Source organism: Agrobacterium sp. FDAARGOS_525 (assembly GCF_003938925.1).
GTDB classification, from domain to species: domain Bacteria; phylum Pseudomonadota; class Alphaproteobacteria; order Rhizobiales; family Rhizobiaceae; genus Agrobacterium; species Agrobacterium pusense.
In genome coordinates this window covers 199,840-216,374 of record NZ_RKIU01000003.1, presented here as the reverse complement: position 1 = coordinate 216,374, position 16,535 = coordinate 199,840, and the positions used below count along the sequence as shown (strand labels likewise).

Below are 16,535 nucleotides of genomic sequence, written 5' to 3'. Positions count from 1 at the left end.
GTGCTATAATGATCGGCCATATCCATTCTCCCTTAAGCAGCCCGCCCATATTCCGCCTGCCGCCGCGTAGCCGTGGCGAGCTGGAACTGCGCTAGCAACTCATTCAGCGCCGCCGCTTCCGAGGCGAGGCCATGACTTGCTGCCGTCTGCTCCTCGACCATGGCGGCATTCTGCTGCGTGCCCTGATCGATGGTGTTGATGGCGGTGTTGATTTCCTGGAGGCCGGTCGACTGTTCGCGCGATGCGGTGACGATCGCGTCGATGTGGCGGTTGATCTCCTGCACTTCGCGGACGATGGTTTCCAGCGCCTTGCCGGCATTGCCGACGAGTTCGACGCCGGACTGCACCTGCGAGGTGGAGGCGTTGATCAGCGTCTTGATCTCCTTTGCCGCATTGGCGGAACGCTGGGCAAGTTCGCGCACTTCCTGGGCGACGACAGCAAAGCCCTTGCCGGCCTCGCCGGCGCGGGCGGCTTCAACACCGGCGTTGAGCGCGAGCAGGTTGGTCTGGAAGGCGATCTCGTCGATCACGCCGATGATGTTGCTGATCTCGGACGATGATTTTTCGATGCCTTCCATGGCGCGCACGGCATCTTCCACGATGACGCCGGACTGTTCGGCATTGCCGCGGGCGCGGTCGACCAAGCGGCCGACTTCTTCCGCACGGCGGGCGGAATCCTTGACAGTCGTGGTGATTTCCTCAAGCGCCGCCGCCGTTTCTTCCACGGAGGCTGCCTGCTGTTCGGTGCGTCGCGCCAGATCGTCGGCTGACTGGCGGATTTCGCCGGCACCGGCATCGATCGCAAGCGCGTTCTGTCCGACGGTGCTCAGCGCAGCATTCAGCTTCGCAACGGAATTGTTGAAGTCGTCGCGCAGGCGATCGATGCGGGACACAAACGGTGTATCGATACGATAATTGAGATCGCCGTTGGAGAGATGAGCAAGACCCTTTGCCAGTGAATCGACTGCAAACTGAATATCGGCCGCGTCTTTTGCTGCCAGTCTTTCCCGCTCGTTACGCTCCTGTTCGGAAAGTGTGCGGTTCTGTTCGGCGTCCCCTTCGAGCCGCAGGCGTTCCATGGCGTTCGAGCGGAACACGGCAACGGCCGCAGCCATTGAGCCGATCTGATCGGTGCGTTCCTGGCCAGGAATGGCGACCCCGAGATTGCCGGCAGCCAGGCCTTCCATGGCGGAGGTCATCTGCGTCACCGGGCGAACGATGAAGCGGGAGAGCACGGTCGCCAGCAGGCCGATCATGATGGTGGCGGCGAGAATGGTGGCGATGGTGGCGGCCATGCGGAACTGCCCGATGGCGCCATAGGCGACATCGGAATCAACAACAAAGCCAAGATACCAGTCGACCGAAGGCAGGCCGGCAACGGGAATGAAACTGGTGATTTTGCCCTTGCCGTCGATTTCCGTCTGGGAAATCGCAGAAGAAATCACCGGCGTATCGACTTTGAAGAGATCGGTCAGCGGTTTGTCGACGAATTTTGCATCGGGATGGATGAGAATCTTGCCATCCTTGCTGACGAGGAAGGCGTAACCGTCCTTGCCGGCATCCACTGACGTGATCATCTTGACCAGGGAGTCGAGCGAGAAGTCGCTGCCGGTGACACCGGTAAGCTTGCCGTTGACGGAGACGGGAATGGCGGCCGTGATGATGAGCCCGCCGGTCGAGGCGTCATTATAGGGCTCGGTGAGAACGGTTTTGCCGGCCTTCACAGCATCCAGATACCACGGGCGCTTGCGCGGGTCGTAGCCTTCCGGCAGCGGTGTCTTCGGGAAGGTGGTGAAGGTGCCGGTTTCCGCATTGCCAAAATAGGTGGACATGAATTGCGCGGTCAGCACCTCATTCTCCAAAAACTGCAGCTTCGCACCGTCTTCCGGAAGCTTGGCAAGAGTCTTTGCCACGGTTTCCGTCAGCATGATGCGGCCATTCAGCCAATTCGCGATGCTCTGGGCGGCCTGCTTGCCGGAAGAATCGATATTTTCCGCCACCGCTTCGGTGGTGACCCGATGCTGAAGGCTGTCGATATAATACGAGAAGCCCGCAAAGGCGGCGACGACAAGAGATGACGCGGCAACCAGAATGCGCGTCATAAGATTGGTTTTCTTTGGCAAGCTACAGATCCTTGAAGCCCGATGCACCGATAAGGTCATCTTGAACAATGGTTGGGGAAACATGCCTCGAAGGCGGGAATATTCTGCGTCATGCAGCTTATGATTTTAGAAGAACTATTCGATGTTCTAATGGATAAAGGCGAATGGTAAAATTCGACTAAACTTGTGTTTGGTGAGGGCTCGTATTGCGAATTTGTCGAGCCTTTTCAGAACTGCGTAATTTTTAACCATGCACTGCTGCCGGTTGCATGCAGACAGCGATTATTTTATTCATCCTCGTGCTGCCGTTGCGCAAATCGCGGGCAACGGCCAATGTTCGGGTGAATTACAATGTCTTCGTCGGTTGTTGCAGGAACCGTTCCGTCCGGATCGGGGTCGTGGTTTTCGCATTTCAAGGCTACGCTTGTTCTCGGAATCCCTCTTATTGGCGCGCAGCTCGCGCAGCTTGGCATCCATACCACCGATATGGTGATCGTCGGTCAGCTGGGGGCCGAGAAGCTGGCGGCGATGGTGCTGGCCGGGCAGTTCTTTTTTGTCGTTTTTATTTTTGGTACAGGCTTCTCGGTCGCCGTTGTGCCCATGGTGGCGCAGGCTTACGGGCAGGGCGATGCGACATCTGCGCGCCGCTCGTTGCGCATGGGCATGTGGGTGGCGATCGCGTACTGGCTTCTGACGCTGCCGATCTTCATGAATGCCGAGCGCATCCTGGTTGCGCTTGGGCAGAACCCGGATGTGGCGTCGCTGACAGGCCATTATCTCGCCATCGCCAAGTTCGGCCTGCTGCCGGCATTGTTGTTTTATGTGCTGCGCGGCCTTGTCAGCGCCATCGGCCGGGCAGGCATCATTCTTTATGCCACCATCATCATGCTGGTGATGAATGGTATACTCGCCTATGCTCTTGTCTTCGGACATTTCGGGCTGCCGGCCATGGGCATGAATGGCGCGGCCGTGGTTGCGGTCATCGTCAACGCCTTCAGCTTCATCTTCATCGTGGCGTATGTGCAGACGCGCGAGGAAACGAAGAAATACGAGCTGTTCGTGCGCTTCTGGCGGCCAGACTGGCATGCGCTTTTTGAAGTGCTGCGTCTTGGCCTGCCGATCAGCATCACCATTCTTGCCGAGGTGACCCTGTTTGCTGCCGCCTCGATCCTGATGGGGCAGATCGGCACGGTACAGCTCGCGGCGCACGGCATTGCCCTGCAGCTCGCTTCCATCGCCTTCATGATCCCGCTCGGCCTTTCGCAGGCTGCGACCGTTCGCGTCGGCGTGGCGCGGGGCCAGGGGGACTTCAAGAACCTCATCCGCGCTTCGATCATGATTTACGCCATCGCCTGTGGCATCGCCCTGTGCGGTGGCATCCTGTTTGCGGCGGTGCCGGAATTTCTGGCGAAGTGGTTCCTTGATCCCAAACTTCCGGAAGCTGCGGAAGTGCTCGCTTATGCCAGCAGCCTGGTGGTGATTGCCGGCATCTTCCAGCTTGTCGATGGCATTCAGGCGGTCACGGCAGGCCTGCTACGCGGGTTGAAGGATGCGCGTATACCGGCGATGCTGGCGCTGATCTCCTATTGGCCGATTGGGCTGGCGCTTGCCTGGACCATGGCTTTTCCGCTCGGTTTCGGCGGGCGCGGTGTCTGGTTCGGCTTTGTGATCGGTCTTTCGACAGCCGCCGTTCTTCTTACCATCCGCTTCGTGCTGCTTGTGAAGCGTGAAATGAAAACGGCCCGCTGAGAAGCGGGCCGCATGTAACGTCCGGATTGGAAAAGTATCAGCGCTCGGCGAGCGCTGCCTCGCCCTTCTTTTCACGCAGCAGATTGACGAAGCGGCGGAAGAGATAGTGGCTGTCCTGCGGGCCCGGCGATGCTTCCGGGTGGTGCTGGACGGAGAACACCGGCTTGCCGGTGATGCGCAGGCCGCAATTGGTACCGTCGAACAGCGAGATATGGGTCTCTTCGACGCCCTCGGGCAGCGACTTGGTATCCACCGCAAAGCCGTGGTTCATCGAGACGATTTCCACCTTGCCGGTCGTGAAGTCCTTGACCGGATGGTTCGCGCCATGGTGGCCCTGATGCATCTTTTCAGTCTTTGCGCCAACGGCAAGGCCGAGCATCTGGTGGCCGAGGCAGATGCCGAAGATCGGCAGGTCGGTCTTGATGAGGTTCTGGATGACAGGAACGGCATATTCGCCCGTCGCGGCCGGGTCTCCGGGGCCGTTGGACAGGAACACGCCATCCGGCTTCAGCGCCAGGATGTCTTCAGCCGAAGTCTGGGCCGGAACGACGGTGACCTTGCAATCGAGACCGGCAAACAGGCGCAGGATATTGCGCTTGACGCCAAAATCGACGCAGACGACGTGATACTTCGCATCGGCTTCGCCGAGCGTGCCGTAACCCTTGTTCCAGACCCACGGCGTTTCAGCCCAGGTGGAAGACTGGCCGGAGGTGGCTTCTATGGCGAGGTCGAGGCCGACGAGGCCGCTCCATGCCTTGGCTTCCGCCTTCAGCGCTTCGATGTCGAAGACGCCGTTCGGATCATGGGCGATAACCGCGTTCGGGGCACCGTTTTCGCGGATCCATGCCGTCAGGGCGCGGGTGTCTATGCCGCAGAGGCCGATGACGCCGCGGGCCTTCAGCCAGGCATCCAGATGCTTGACGGCGCGGAAGTTCGAAGGGTCGGTGATGTCGGCCTTGAAGATGACGCCGACGGCGCCGCGCCGGGCGGCGGGCGTCAGGTCTTCGATATCTTCTTCATTGGTGCCGACATTGCCGATATGCGGGAAGGTGAAGGTAACGATCTGGCCGAGATAGGAGGGGTCGGTGAGGATTTCCTCGTAACCCGTCAGCGCCGTGTTGAAGCAGACCTCGGCCTGAACCTTGCCGGTTGCGCCTATGCCTGTTCCTTCAATCACCGTGCCATCGGCAAGAACAAGCATTGCGGTCGGTTTGCGGGTAGTCCAGGGCGCTGTCTCGGTCATCTCGTTCCGTTTCTGCCGCTTCGCACCCCGCCTCTTGAAAGGCAGGGGGTAAGGGGCCATTTTTGTCGCAGGCTTCGTGACATAAAGGGGCGCGCGATAAAGCTCGCGTTCCGACCCTTCGTTAAAATCTCGTGCAGGTGCCGGAAAATAACGAAAGCAGCCCAAGCGGTCAACCGCAGGGCCAAGATTTACGTGGAATTAAACCACCGTATTTTCAAGGTCTTATGCATTTGATTTGCTTGAGCGTGTCGGCTCGTTTATGTCGTTTCGCAAAATGAGGTGGAAAGTTTCCGTATCGAGAAGCTGCGGAAAGCGCTTTCCCAAGGAGAAGAAAAATGATGCGCGACACGTTCGCAAACGCTTTGAAGGACGCATTGAAGGCTCGTGATGCACGCCGCACCTCGACCGTGCGTCTCATCCAGACGGCCATCAAGGATCGCGATATCGCCAATCGCGGCGTGGGCAAGGACCCCGTCAGCGATGAAGATATCATGCAGATTCTGACCAAGATGGTGAAGCAGCGGGAAGAATCCGCCAGCATCTATGAAGGTGCGGGCCGTCCCGAACTTGCCGCTCAGGAGCGCGAAGAAATCGTCATCATCAAGGAATTCATGCCGGAAGAAATTCCGGCCGAGAAGGTGCGCGAACTTTGCCAGGCCGTCATCGCCGAAACCGGTGCTTCCGGCCTGCGTGACATGGGCAAATGCATGAATGCGCTGAAGGAACGTTATCCCGGTCAGATCGACTTTGCGAAGGCCTCCGGCGTCGTGAAGGATTTGCTGAAGTAGGTTTGCCGCTCCAGAAAAACCAAAAGCAGGGCAGCCATGGCTGCCCTGTTTTTTTGTCCGCAGAGACCCACTCAGGTGAACCGAAATGTTGTCATGCGCAGGTATCAAGGGCGGCGTAAAAGCCCGCTCGGCTGCGGCATAAAAATCCGGCAGTCCGAACAAAACAAGTGGTATGATCGCATTTGCCCCATTTGTTTTGTCACATCCAAAGGCTTGTTCGCTGGTGGGATATTAACAACGGAGTGGGTCGTGAATTTCAGTCTCGATGCAGCATCGGTAGCCGATATGTCTGCTGTTCAAAATATGATGCAATTATACACGCATGATTTCTCCGAATTTTGGGCTGGGACGCCGCGAGGTGAACTTGGCCAAGATGGCAGATTTCCCGATTATCCGATCGCGCCGTATTTTGAGTGCCCCCGGTGGTCAGCTTTCCTGTTTAAGATAGACGATAAGCCTGTTGGATTTGCACTTATCAATGATAAGGGCCACTCGGCCTTACCGACCGAATATTCCGTCGGAGAGTTTTTCATCGTGCGAAAGTATCGCGGACAGGGGCTTGGTCTGATTGCGGCACAGAGACTTTTTCATCGGTACCCGGGGGCCTGGGAAGTTGCCGTCGCCAGAAAAAACACGACGGCGCTGGTATTCTGGCAGGGAGCAATCCGGAAATGTGCCGCTGAGGGCAGCGTTTCCGAACTGGACTGGAACCGTCCTGAATGGAATGGCGCCATCTTCCGGTTTCGCATTTGCGCATAGGAACGCGCCGGAGCCAGAAGTATAGCGAAAAAGTAAAGGCAGGGCAGATGTGGGCTGCCCTGCCTTTTTCTGTCGACGAAAACGCATTCCGGCGGATCAGAATGCTCTCAAGCGCAGGCGTTTTTCGGGGGACGTGCCTGCGGGCGTCGGCAGATTTCTGCGATTTCGTTACTTTGACTGTGGCTGTGTTTTTACATCGCGCGGACGGACTGCTCAAATTACAAAAACATAATTTTTAGTGATGATGCAGCGCCACAAATTTGCCTAAAGCAGGCGCAAAGGGCTTTGCCAGCTTTTGCGCCACCCTGTGAATAACGGGTATTGTGGCTGTGAACTGGTTCATAGGGTTGGTGCTGGCGCCATTCTGCGCTTATATGAAAGACCGGCCTCGAACAGGTAACCCATGCGCTTCTCCAACTCTTTCCTTGATGAGATACGCGACCGCGTGAACATCTCCGATGTGATCGGCAGACGCGTGTCCTGGGACAAGAAGAAGACCAATGCGCCGCGGGGGGATTATTGGGCCTGCTGCCCGTTCCATGGCGAAAAAAGCCCGAGCTTTCACTGTGAGGACCGCAAAGGGCGGTATCATTGCTTTGGTTGCGGCGTTTCCGGCGATCATTTCCGCTTTCTGACCGAGCTTGAGGGCTTAAGTTTCCCGGAAGCCGTGCAGCAGATCGCCGATATGGCCGGCATTTCCATGCCGCAGCCCGATCCGCAGGCGGAGAAGCGGGAGCGTGAGCGCACTTCTCTGCAGGATGTCATGGAAATGGCCACGCTGTTCTTTCAGGATCAGCTGCAGACGGCGCTTGGCGCTCGGGCTCGGGCTTATCTGCGCGATCGCGGGTTGACCGGGCGTACCATCGAGACCTTCCGGCTGGGTTATGCGCCTGACAGTCGCAACGCGCTGAAGGAGCATCTGGCAAGCAAGGGTGTGTCGAAGGAGCAGATGGAAGCCTGCGGGCTGGTGGTCCATGAAAACGTGCCGGTCTCCTATGACCGTTTTCGCGACCGCATCATGTTCCCGATCCTGTCCTCGCGGGAAAAGGTGATTGCCTTCGGCGGCCGCGCCATGGCTTCGGATGCGGTGGCGAAATATCTCAATTCCAACGAGACCGAGCTCTTTCACAAGGGCAATGTTCTCTATAATTTCGCCCGTGCGCGCCGCGCCGCACAGGCGGCGGGCGGCACGGTCATTGCCGTCGAAGGGTATATGGATGTCATCGCGCTTTATCAGGCGGGCGTCGAAAATGCCGTCGCACCGCTCGGCACTGCCTTGACCGAAAGCCAGCTCGATCTGCTCTGGAAGATGTCGCCGCAGCCGATCCTCTGCTTCGATGGCGACGGCGCCGGCATTCGCGCCGCCAACCGTGCCGCTGATCTCGCCTTGCCACATATCAAGCCGGATCGCTCCGTCAGCTTCGCGCTTCTGCCCGACGGCAAGGATCCGGATGATCTTGTGCGTCTGGAGGGTAGGGCGCCTTTCGACCGCGTTCTTTCCGAGGCAAAGCCGCTGGCCGCGATGATCTGGAGCCGCGAGACCTCAGGCGTTACTTTCGATACGCCGGAAAAGCGTGCCCAGCTTGAGAGCCGCCTGCGGCAGATCGTGGCCGTTATCGGTGACGAGACGGTGCGGCGCTTCTATCAACAGGACATGCGTGACAGGCTGAATGCCTTCTTCCAGCCGCGCTTTCAGGCAGGCGGGCAGCAGGGTGGCAATTTCCGCCGCAATGGCGCACAGGCGCCGGGGCGTGGCTTTCAGCGCAACGCACCGGGCCGGGGTGGGGCTATGGCGACACCTGCCAGCAGTATTTCGGAACGGTTGGCGCAATCCGGCCTCGTCAGGGGTTATCAGACCAAGCCGTCGCTTCGGGAGAGCGTTCTGGCCATCACCATCGTCAACCATCCCGAACTGCTTCTCGAGGAATATGACGAGATCGCCGCGATCGACTATGAGAACCGTGACCTGCAACGCCTGTGGTCTACGGTTCTGACCTACGCGGCCGAAAATGCGGCTGCGATATCGCGGGCGGGGCTGATCGAGCGCCTGTCGCAGCAGGGCTTCGACGTGCTGCTGAAAACCATGGACCAGCAGGTGCGCAATGCCCGTCTGTGGACGGCGACCGGCGAGGCGGCGATGGAGGATGCACGGGAAGGTTACGTGCAGGCGCTTTCCCTGCACAAAAGGACAAAGTCGCTCCTCTGGCAGAAAAAGGAGCTGGAGCGCGAAATTGCCGAGGCGACGGACGATGAGCGCGGCACCCTTCTGGTGCGCGCGCTTGCCGAGGTTCAGCTGGAGATCGGCCGAATGGAAAATCAGGAGGCCATCATCGATGGTTTCGGGGTGATGTCCGGCCGGGTGAAGGGACCGGCCGTCGGCCATGGATGATGGTCGCGGCAAGAATTGAAAGGTGTGTGGGGTTGCCTTTTGCGGCAGGCGTCCTAAATAGGGGATAGTCTGGTGATAATTCGCAAAATGCGGCTCTTTTTAAGAATTTCCGTGGCTGTCTCGCCTTCAAAGGCTTGACGGGGCGGGAAATAGCGGGAATCACCAATTCAGGAAAAGTAAGGTGGAATGAGCCTTGGCGGATAGAAATTGCATGAGCAAGCATTTCCGGGTGCACTGTCCTTGCATTCTGCCTGAGGCTGCCGTGGTTAATCGGCAATTAAAGATCACTCCGTTAGGTGTCTGACAGTGATTCGCGGCAATGCGCCGGATGCTCAAGGGGCGGACGGCGATGCGGCGGAACAGGTGTTAGCGTCAGGGAAAGCGACGAGATAGATGGCAACCAAAGTCAAAGAAAACGAAGAAGCAGAAAACGAACGCGACGGTGCGACGGACGGCCCGCTTCTCGACCTTTCGGATGACGCGGTCAAGAAAATGATCAAGGCCGCCAAGAAGCGCGGCTATGTGACGATGGACGAGCTGAATTCCGTCCTGCCGTCCGAAGAGGTGACCTCCGAGCAGATCGAAGACACGATGGCGATGCTGTCCGACATGGGCATCAATGTGATCGAGGACGAGGATGCCGAGGAAGCCGCCGGTGGCGATGACGACGGCGATTCCGACGGTGACGATTCCGAGGGTGGCGAACTTGCGCCTTCCAGCGGCACCGCGCTTGCGACCGCCAAGAAGAAAGAACCAACCGACCGCACCGACGACCCCGTGCGCATGTATCTGCGCGAGATGGGTTCTGTCGAGCTTCTGTCGCGCGAAGGCGAAATCGCCATCGCCAAGCGCATCGAGGCTGGCCGCGAGACGATGATTTCGGGCCTGTGCGAAAGCCCGCTGACGTTCCAGGCGCTGATCATCTGGCGCGACGAACTCAACGAAGGCACCACGCTGCTGCGCGAGATCATCGATCTCGAAACGACCTATTCCGGCCCGGAAGCCAAGGCTGCGCCGCAGTTCCAGAGCCCGGAAAAGATCGAGGCCGACCGCAAGGCCGCCGAAGAAAAGGAAAAGACCCGCAAGCTGCGTGCTCCGACCGGTGACGAGGATGTCACCGATGTTGGTGGTGACGGCCTGCCGCCGGAAGAGGAAGAAGAAGACGACGACGAGTCCAATCTTTCCCTTGCCGCGATGGAAGCCGAACTGCGTCCGCAGGTCATGGAAACGCTCGATACCATTGCCGACACCTACAAGAAGCTGCGCAAGCTTCAGGATCAGCAGGTGGAAGCGCGTCTGGCCTGCACCGGTACGCTCTCTTCCGGCCAGGAGCGCCGTTACAAGGAATTGAAGGATCAGCTGATCACGGCCGTGAAGTCGCTTTCGCTGAACCAGAACCGCATCGACAGCCTTGTCGAGCAGCTCTACGACATTTCCAAGCGTCTGATGCAGAACGAAGGCCGGCTGCTGCGCCTTGCCGAATCCTATGGCGTCAAGCGCGACAGCTTCCTCGAGCAGTATCACGGTGCGGAACTCGATCCGAACTGGATGAAGTCGATCGCCAATCTGGCCGCCCGCGGCTGGAAGGAATTCGCGCGCGAAGAAAGCAACACGATCCGGGAAATCCGCCAGGAGATCCAGAACCTCTCCACGGAAACCGGCATTTCCATCGCCGAATTCCGTCGCATCGTTTCGATGGTGCAGAAGGGTGAGCGCGAAGCGCGCATCGCCAAGAAGGAGATGGTCGAGGCCAACCTGCGTCTCGTGATCTCGATTGCGAAGAAGTATACGAACCGTGGTCTGCAGTTCCTCGATCTCATTCAGGAAGGCAATATCGGCCTGATGAAGGCGGTGGACAAGTTTGAATACCGTCGCGGTTACAAGTTCTCGACCTATGCGACATGGTGGATCAGACAGGCGATCACCCGCTCGATTGCTGACCAGGCCCGCACGATCCGTATTCCGGTGCACATGATCGAAACGATCAACAAGATCGTTCGTACCTCGCGCCAGATGCTGCACGAGATTGGCCGCGAGCCGACCCCGGAAGAACTAGCCGAAAAGCTGGCCATGCCGCTGGAAAAGGTGCGCAAGGTTCTGAAGATCGCCAAGGAGCCGATCTCGCTCGAAACCCCCGTGGGTGACGAAGAGGATTCGCATCTCGGTGACTTCATCGAGGACAAGAACGCGCTGCTGCCGATCGACGCCGCCATTCAGGCGAACCTGCGCGAAACGACGACCCGCGTATTGGCCTCGCTGACACCGCGTGAGGAACGTGTTCTGCGCATGCGCTTCGGCATCGGCATGAACACGGACCATACGCTGGAAGAGGTCGGCCAGCAGTTCTCGGTTACGCGCGAACGTATTCGCCAGATCGAGGCGAAGGCGCTGCGCAAGCTGAAGCACCCAAGCCGCTCAAGAAAGCTCCGCAGCTTCCTCGACAGCTAAGCTTTTGCTTCCTTTAAAATTGAACCCGGTCAGTCAGCTCTGGCCGGGTTTTTTGTTTTCCGCACTGGCGAACTCTGCGACAAGCCCTATGTGTGAGGCAGGCGATCCGCTTCCGCTGGATATGTCCGGGTTCGATTTGGTTCAGTAAGATGCAACAGGTTTCGGCAGGAAGGTGGCGGTGGAAGGGATGGGCTATGCCCGTCTCCGTTCTTCTGCATCTTGTCGTCGTGGCGATTTTCCTTTTCGAATTGCCGGAGCGTGTAGCCGAGCCGCAGGAACCGGAAAGCATCAGCGTCGATCTGGTGCCACCGCCTGAGGAAAAAAAGGCAGAAGAGGCCCCGCCGCCCGGTGAGGAGAAGGCGAAAGAGGAAAAACCGCAACCTCCGCCACCACCTCCCGCGCCACCGGCTGAAGAAGCGAAACCGGTGCCGCAACCGCAGGCGACGTTGCCTTCCATCGCCATGCGGCCGGAAGAGGCGCAGGCAGACCCTGAGGACAAGGCCGGCAAGACTGAAGAAGCGGAAAAGACACAGCCATCGGCAGAACCGCCGCGCGAGCCCGAGAAAGCGGCCGAGGAAAAGCCTGCGCCCGCCGCCGCCAACAGCGACCTCAAAGCTTCCGCCGAGCAGGGAGAGATCGCGGTTGCGCCGATGAAAGAAGAAACGTCGCCGGAGCAGCCGCCAGTACCGCAACCAAAGCCGCCTGAGGAAAAGCCTTCTGAGGCAAGGGAAAACAAGCCCGCGAAACTTCCTGCGGCTAAGAGTTTGCTTTCATCGGCTCTACTGACACCGGCGCAGAGACGGCAGATGTTTGGCGATCTACCGCCGCGGCGTCGTATCGTGCAGCTTTGCCAAGCGGAAGCACTGGCCCAAATAAGACAGGTTTACGCTGATACCCGTGGCATGTATGGCTTTTCCGACACGGGCGGACGTATATCGGGCAATGTTCTTGACGCGACTGGCGGCGCATTCAACGTCGGCGACGTCTGGCGCGATGTCACGTTTCAATGCGAGGTGGATGTCGATAACTATGCAGTGACGGCCTTCAGAATTAAGACGGGGGACGTCATCACGCCAGCTGAAGCAAGGAAACGGGGTTTCACCGGTCGGTAGCAGATCGGTCGCCGAATTAAAAAATGATCCGCCCCCAAACGCACGGAAAACCTCTCGGTTGACGTTTGTCACTTGTCGCTCAAACGCGCTCCGTATCGCCCACCAAAACCCCGATCCCGGCCATCAGAGCATCCTCATCATAGGGCTTCCTGATAACCGGAACAGCGCCGAATTCATCCGGCACCATGCTGCCATCGGCGTAGCCGGTAGCGAACATGAACGGGATGCCACGGCGGTGAAGTTCCCGGGCGACGGGAATGGAGGTGTCCGAACCGAGATTGATGTCGAGAATTGCCACGTCAGGCACATAGCTTTTCAGCTTTTCAATTGCCATCGCAGACGAAGTCGCCGTTTCGATGGTTTTGATGCCGTTATCCTCGAGCATGTTTTCGACATCCATGGCGATCAGCATCTGATCTTCGACGAGTAATATTTTCAACGGCTCCTCCCGGTTATAGCGGCTGGATTGCCGCGCGGGCTCATTTTCTGTGGGTACTTCGACACTTTCGGTGGCTGACGAGACATGACGGAAGGGCAGCATAATTTCTGCCTCCAATCCATCGGGCAAATAGCGCAACGTACTGCGTCCGCCGAGATCGTAGGGAATGCTGCGGCTGATCAGCGCCGTTCCGAAGCCGGCGCGGGATGGCGTCGGCAGCTTGGTGGTCAGCACTTCCCGCCACTCGATTTCGCAATCGCGGTTTTCGTTGACCCACCAGCGCACATGCAATTGCCCACCGTTCTGCGAAAGCGCACCGTATTTGGCGGCGTTCGTCGCCAGTTCGTGCAGAACGAGCGCCATGACGGAGAAGGCGCGCGAATCAAGTGTGACGTGGGGACCTTCGAGTTTCACCGTCGTTTCCGGGGAACGATGCGGCGACAATTCCGCGTCGAGAAGATCGCGCAGCGCGCCGCCGCCTTCGCCTCGGATGATCTGATCATGGGCAAAGGACAAGGCTTGAATACGGCCCTTCAGGGCAGCCACATATTCCTGCAGGGTCTTGCCTTCCTGTGAGGGATTGCCGACCAGCGATTTGATGATGGCGAGAACATTCTTGACGCGGTGGTTGAGCTCCTCGTTCAACATGCGCTGCCGCACTTCGGCGCGTTCCCTTTCGCCGGCCATTAGCTCGCTGTGATGGAAGGCGACCTCGACCAGCGCAATTCTGGCGGCTTCTGCTATTTCCCGGTCATCTTCCGACCAGGGCTGCGCCCTCTGATGCACCGTCTCTTTCCAGATCGCGAAACTCTTGCGTGGTGTGAGACGGTCCCCCATCGGGCCGGTTTCATAAGATTTTTCCGGATTGCCGGCCCAGTTCAGATTTTGCACGATCTCTTTGCGGAAAAACAGGAGATAGTCCTGTTTCACCTGAGAAAGTGGGATGGCGAGCATTCCAGCTGCCGTGTCGGCGTAGATTTCCGCCTCAGGTATCGCCTGCGACAGCGCATGGGTCGCCCAGACCCTGCCTTCCGAAACCGAGGCGACGAAACGCGCGAGCCTTGGAATGGCGTCATGCGGTGGCGTTGCGCCATGGCCGTGCCAGTTGTTGTCTACCCAGAGACCGACACCATCACACGGCATCAGATCGGCAAAATCCTGAAAACTGTCGATCAGCAGTTCTTCGATATTGGCGTGGTGCGCGGCGAGCCGCAGGAAGCGATCGAGCGCGGCATGGGCATGGTTGACGGTGTCCAGCCGGCGTTTCTGCTTGAGGACCTGCAAATGCATGGAGAAGAATTCTCCAAACATTTCAGCGGCAATCCTCACCGGCATGGTCAGGACACGCGGGGAATAATGGTGACAGGCGATCAGACCCCAGAGGGCGCCATCGACAATCACCGAAATCGACATGGAAGCGGCGACGCCCATATTGCGAAGATACTCGCAATGGATGGGAGAGACGCTGCGCAGGTGCGCGAAAGAGAGGTCGAGCGGTTCGCCGGAGATATCGAGGGCTGGCAGCACGGGGATTCGTGTGCCGCTGGCATCAGAGATAATGCGGAGCGTGTTCTTGAGATAAAGCGTGCGGGCCTGCTGGGGTATGTCGCTGGCGGGGAAATATTGGCCGAGGAAGCTTTCCAGTTCCGGTTGCTTTGCTTCCGAGACCACCTTGCCGGCTCCATCTTCCTCAAAGCGGTAAATCATTACCCGGTCGTAGCCAAGCGTTGCCTTTACCAGCCTGGTCGTTCTGGAGATGAGGCTTTCCACGCTGTCCGCCTCGCGAATGCGATCCACCATCTTTCGTGCGGTGCCCAGGGGCTGGGTTTCGCTGCGGGACGGTTCGAATTCGATGATCGTGGTGGATTTGTAGCGGTGGAGCGAAATGTCGAAGCTTCGGCCGTCGCCCATTTCCGTTGCGGGCAACGTGGCCGGGCGCGTTGTCCTCCCGGTTACAGTCAGCGCGTTGCGGAGATTGTGTACGAGGTCCTTGCCCAGAACCTCTTCGGCGGTCCGGCCATTGATATCGCCTTCCACACCCAGAATGTCGCAGCAATTTGCCGAATGCCGCAGCACCATGCGCAAAGCGTTATCGCAGGCGATGAGACAGCCATGGGGTTGAATATAGCCGGGGATATGGATGGGCTCGCGGTCGCAATTGGTCAGATCGACACGATAGTCAGTGGGTGCCATGAGAAAGTCTTTCGCACCCTGTGTCAGTCCTGCGCTGCAAATGCCGTGTTTGTCTATGGAAGGGATAGCCTGGATAATTCATTATTATATTGCCAACCCTTCCCCGTTTTATGCAACTGCAGTGGCGGTTTTCCGTTCTGCTGTCATGGGCTGTTATCGCCCTGTCGTCTTATACTTATCGCCATCGGATAGAATTTGACATGGTGCAACGTTCGCAGCGCCGATTTTGTTCCCGACTATTTGAAAGAAAAACGTGCCGCAGAAGAAAATAATCATCTCTACCCACGGGCAGGGCCTTTACGAGTTTACGTCTGAAGCAAAAGGCTTCGTAAATCAGGCCGGCTCAACGGAAGGCTTGCTGACAGTCTTTGTCCGGCACACGTCCTGTTCCCTGCTCATCCAGGAAAATGCCGATCCCGACGTCCGGCGCGATCTCACGGAGTTTTTCTCCCGTCTCGTCCCGCCTTCGAGCGATCCTTCCATGCGGTGGGTTGTCCACACCCTGGAGGGGCCCGACGACATGCCCGCCCACATCAAATCGGCGCTGACGATGGTTTCCATCGGCGTTCCCATCACGGATGGCAGGCTCGTGCTTGGCACCTGGCAGGGCCTTTATCTCTTCGAACATCGCGATCAGTCGCATCGGCGCGAAGTCGTGCTGCATATCTCGCCGTGATGTGCGGATCCTGATCGGGGTGTCCGCGTTAACCACCCTGAACGCCTGCTGAACATTCGGTTCTGCTGATATTCAGATGGGCGAGTCTAGGGTCTCGTCAATCGCCGGGGGATGTTCCCCCGACGTCAAAGAAACAAACGGAGTGAGCTCATGTTCAGCACCTTCGCAAAAACCGGCCTGGCTGCCCTCATCGCCCTTGGTGGTATTTCCGTCACCGCTCCAGCTGCTTCGGCCGGCTCGGATGTACAGTTCCGAGTTCAGGTTCAGGATGGTTATGGTCATCGTCCCGGCTGGGGCCGCCCGGATCGCCCGCGCCGTGGCTGCTCGCCCTGGCTTGCGGAAGAAAAGGCAAGCCGCATGGGTCTTCGCCGCGCGCGTGTTGTTGATGTATCTCCGCGCCGCGTCGTCGTTGCAGGTTTTGACCGCCACGGCCGTGACCGCATCGTATTCGCCAATGAGCGCGGCTGCCCGGTAATCCGCCGCTAACGGCAGCGATCCTGATCGATCTGCCGGCATCCCCGTCCCGGCAGATGGACAAAACGCCCCTCGCTTCCTGAACGGTAGCGAGGGGCGTTTCATTTTATCTGTGCTATGGCGGAGGCCGAGCCGGTGCGGGCGACCCAAAAGCCGCCCCTTG

General features: G+C 58.5%; 11 protein-coding genes. 8 read left to right on the top strand and 3 right to left on the bottom strand.

Features of this window, described 5'->3' with window-relative positions:
• Positions 1-32 precede the first annotated feature (32 nt).
• Complete coding sequence (gene mcpU / locus EGT36_RS02235) at positions 33-2,123, bottom strand: methyl-accepting chemotaxis protein McpU (RefSeq protein ID WP_037089826.1); 2,091 nt, start codon at positions 2,121-2,123, stop codon at positions 33-35.
• Between the two features lie 330 nt (positions 2,124-2,453).
• Here mcpU and EGT36_RS02230 point away from each other — a divergent pair, with 330 nt between their 5' ends.
• Entirely contained in the window at positions 2,454-3,851 is a 1,398-nt protein-coding gene (locus tag EGT36_RS02230) for an MATE family efflux transporter (protein ID WP_037089827.1), read from the top strand.
• 37 nt (positions 3,852-3,888) lie between these two features.
• On the opposite strand, the gene carA is transcribed toward EGT36_RS02230, so the two are convergent.
• Positions 3,889-5,094 carry a glutamine-hydrolyzing carbamoyl-phosphate synthase small subunit gene (gene carA / locus EGT36_RS02225; RefSeq protein ID WP_004442887.1) on the bottom strand — a complete coding sequence of 402 codons (1,206 nt, stop codon included), beginning with the start codon at positions 5,092-5,094 and terminating at the stop codon, positions 3,889-3,891.
• Positions 5,095-5,432: 338 nt separating this feature from the next.
• Between carA and EGT36_RS02220 the strand changes: the two genes are divergently transcribed.
• The 5 genes from EGT36_RS02220 (at position 5,433) to EGT36_RS02200 (ending at position 12,590) form a co-directional block, all read left to right on the top strand.
• Entirely contained in the window at positions 5,433-5,882 is a 450-nt protein-coding gene (locus tag EGT36_RS02220; protein ID WP_004442886.1) for a GatB/YqeY domain-containing protein, read from the top strand.
• Positions 5,883-5,918: 36 nt separating this feature from the next.
• Complete coding sequence (locus tag EGT36_RS02215; protein ID WP_052114186.1) at positions 5,919-6,641, top strand: GNAT family N-acetyltransferase; 723 nt, start codon at positions 5,919-5,921, stop codon at positions 6,639-6,641.
• Between the two features lie 403 nt (positions 6,642-7,044).
• Positions 7,045-9,030 carry a DNA primase gene (dnaG, locus tag EGT36_RS02210; protein WP_004442884.1) on the top strand — a complete coding sequence of 662 codons (1,986 nt, stop codon included), beginning with the start codon at positions 7,045-7,047 and terminating at the stop codon, positions 9,028-9,030.
• A gap of 393 nt (positions 9,031-9,423) precedes the next feature.
• On the top strand, positions 9,424-11,478 hold the full coding sequence (rpoD, locus tag EGT36_RS02205; protein WP_004442883.1) for an RNA polymerase sigma factor RpoD: 2,055 nt from the start codon (positions 9,424-9,426) through the stop codon (positions 11,476-11,478).
• Between the two features lie 194 nt (positions 11,479-11,672).
• Positions 11,673-12,590, top strand: a complete 918-nt coding sequence (locus tag EGT36_RS02200; protein ID WP_037089828.1) for a DUF930 domain-containing protein — start codon at positions 11,673-11,675, stop codon at positions 12,588-12,590.
• Positions 12,591-12,669: 79 nt separating this feature from the next.
• Here EGT36_RS02200 and EGT36_RS02195 read toward each other — a convergent pair whose 3' ends face one another.
• The gene (locus EGT36_RS02195; RefSeq protein ID WP_125270021.1) at positions 12,670-15,222 is read right to left on the bottom strand and encodes an HWE histidine kinase domain-containing protein; all 2,553 of its coding nucleotides are present in this window, start codon (positions 15,220-15,222) and stop codon (positions 12,670-12,672) included.
• Between the two features lie 253 nt (positions 15,223-15,475).
• On the opposite strand from EGT36_RS02195, the gene EGT36_RS02190 reads away from it, so the two are divergent.
• The gene (locus EGT36_RS02190) at positions 15,476-15,898 is read left to right on the top strand and encodes a secondary thiamine-phosphate synthase enzyme YjbQ (protein WP_004442878.1); all 423 of its coding nucleotides are present in this window, start codon (positions 15,476-15,478) and stop codon (positions 15,896-15,898) included.
• Between the two features lie 150 nt (positions 15,899-16,048).
• Complete coding sequence (locus tag EGT36_RS02185) at positions 16,049-16,384, top strand: hypothetical protein (protein ID WP_037089832.1); 336 nt, start codon at positions 16,049-16,051, stop codon at positions 16,382-16,384.
• The last annotated feature ends 151 nt before the right edge of the window (positions 16,385-16,535 follow it).

Coding starts and splice junctions, on each gene's coding strand:
- EGT36_RS02230 (WP_037089827.1), top strand. CDS start 2,454: ATGTCTTCGTCGGTTGTTGCAGGAACCGTTCCGTCCGGATCGGGGTCG.
- carA (WP_004442887.1), bottom strand. CDS start 5,094: ATGACCGAGACAGCGCCCTGGACTACCCGCAAACCGACCGCAATGCTT.
- EGT36_RS02220 (WP_004442886.1), top strand. CDS start 5,433: ATGCGCGACACGTTCGCAAACGCTTTGAAGGACGCATTGAAGGCTCGT.
- EGT36_RS02215 (WP_052114186.1), top strand. CDS start 5,919: ATGGCTGCCCTGTTTTTTTGTCCGCAGAGACCCACTCAGGTGAACCGA.
- dnaG (WP_004442884.1), top strand. CDS start 7,045: ATGCGCTTCTCCAACTCTTTCCTTGATGAGATACGCGACCGCGTGAAC.
- rpoD (WP_004442883.1), top strand. CDS start 9,424: ATGGCAACCAAAGTCAAAGAAAACGAAGAAGCAGAAAACGAACGCGAC.
- EGT36_RS02200 (WP_037089828.1), top strand. CDS start 11,673: ATGCCCGTCTCCGTTCTTCTGCATCTTGTCGTCGTGGCGATTTTCCTT.
- EGT36_RS02195 (WP_125270021.1), bottom strand. CDS start 15,222: ATGGCACCCACTGACTATCGTGTCGATCTGACCAATTGCGACCGCGAG.
- EGT36_RS02185 (WP_037089832.1), top strand. CDS start 16,049: ATGTTCAGCACCTTCGCAAAAACCGGCCTGGCTGCCCTCATCGCCCTT.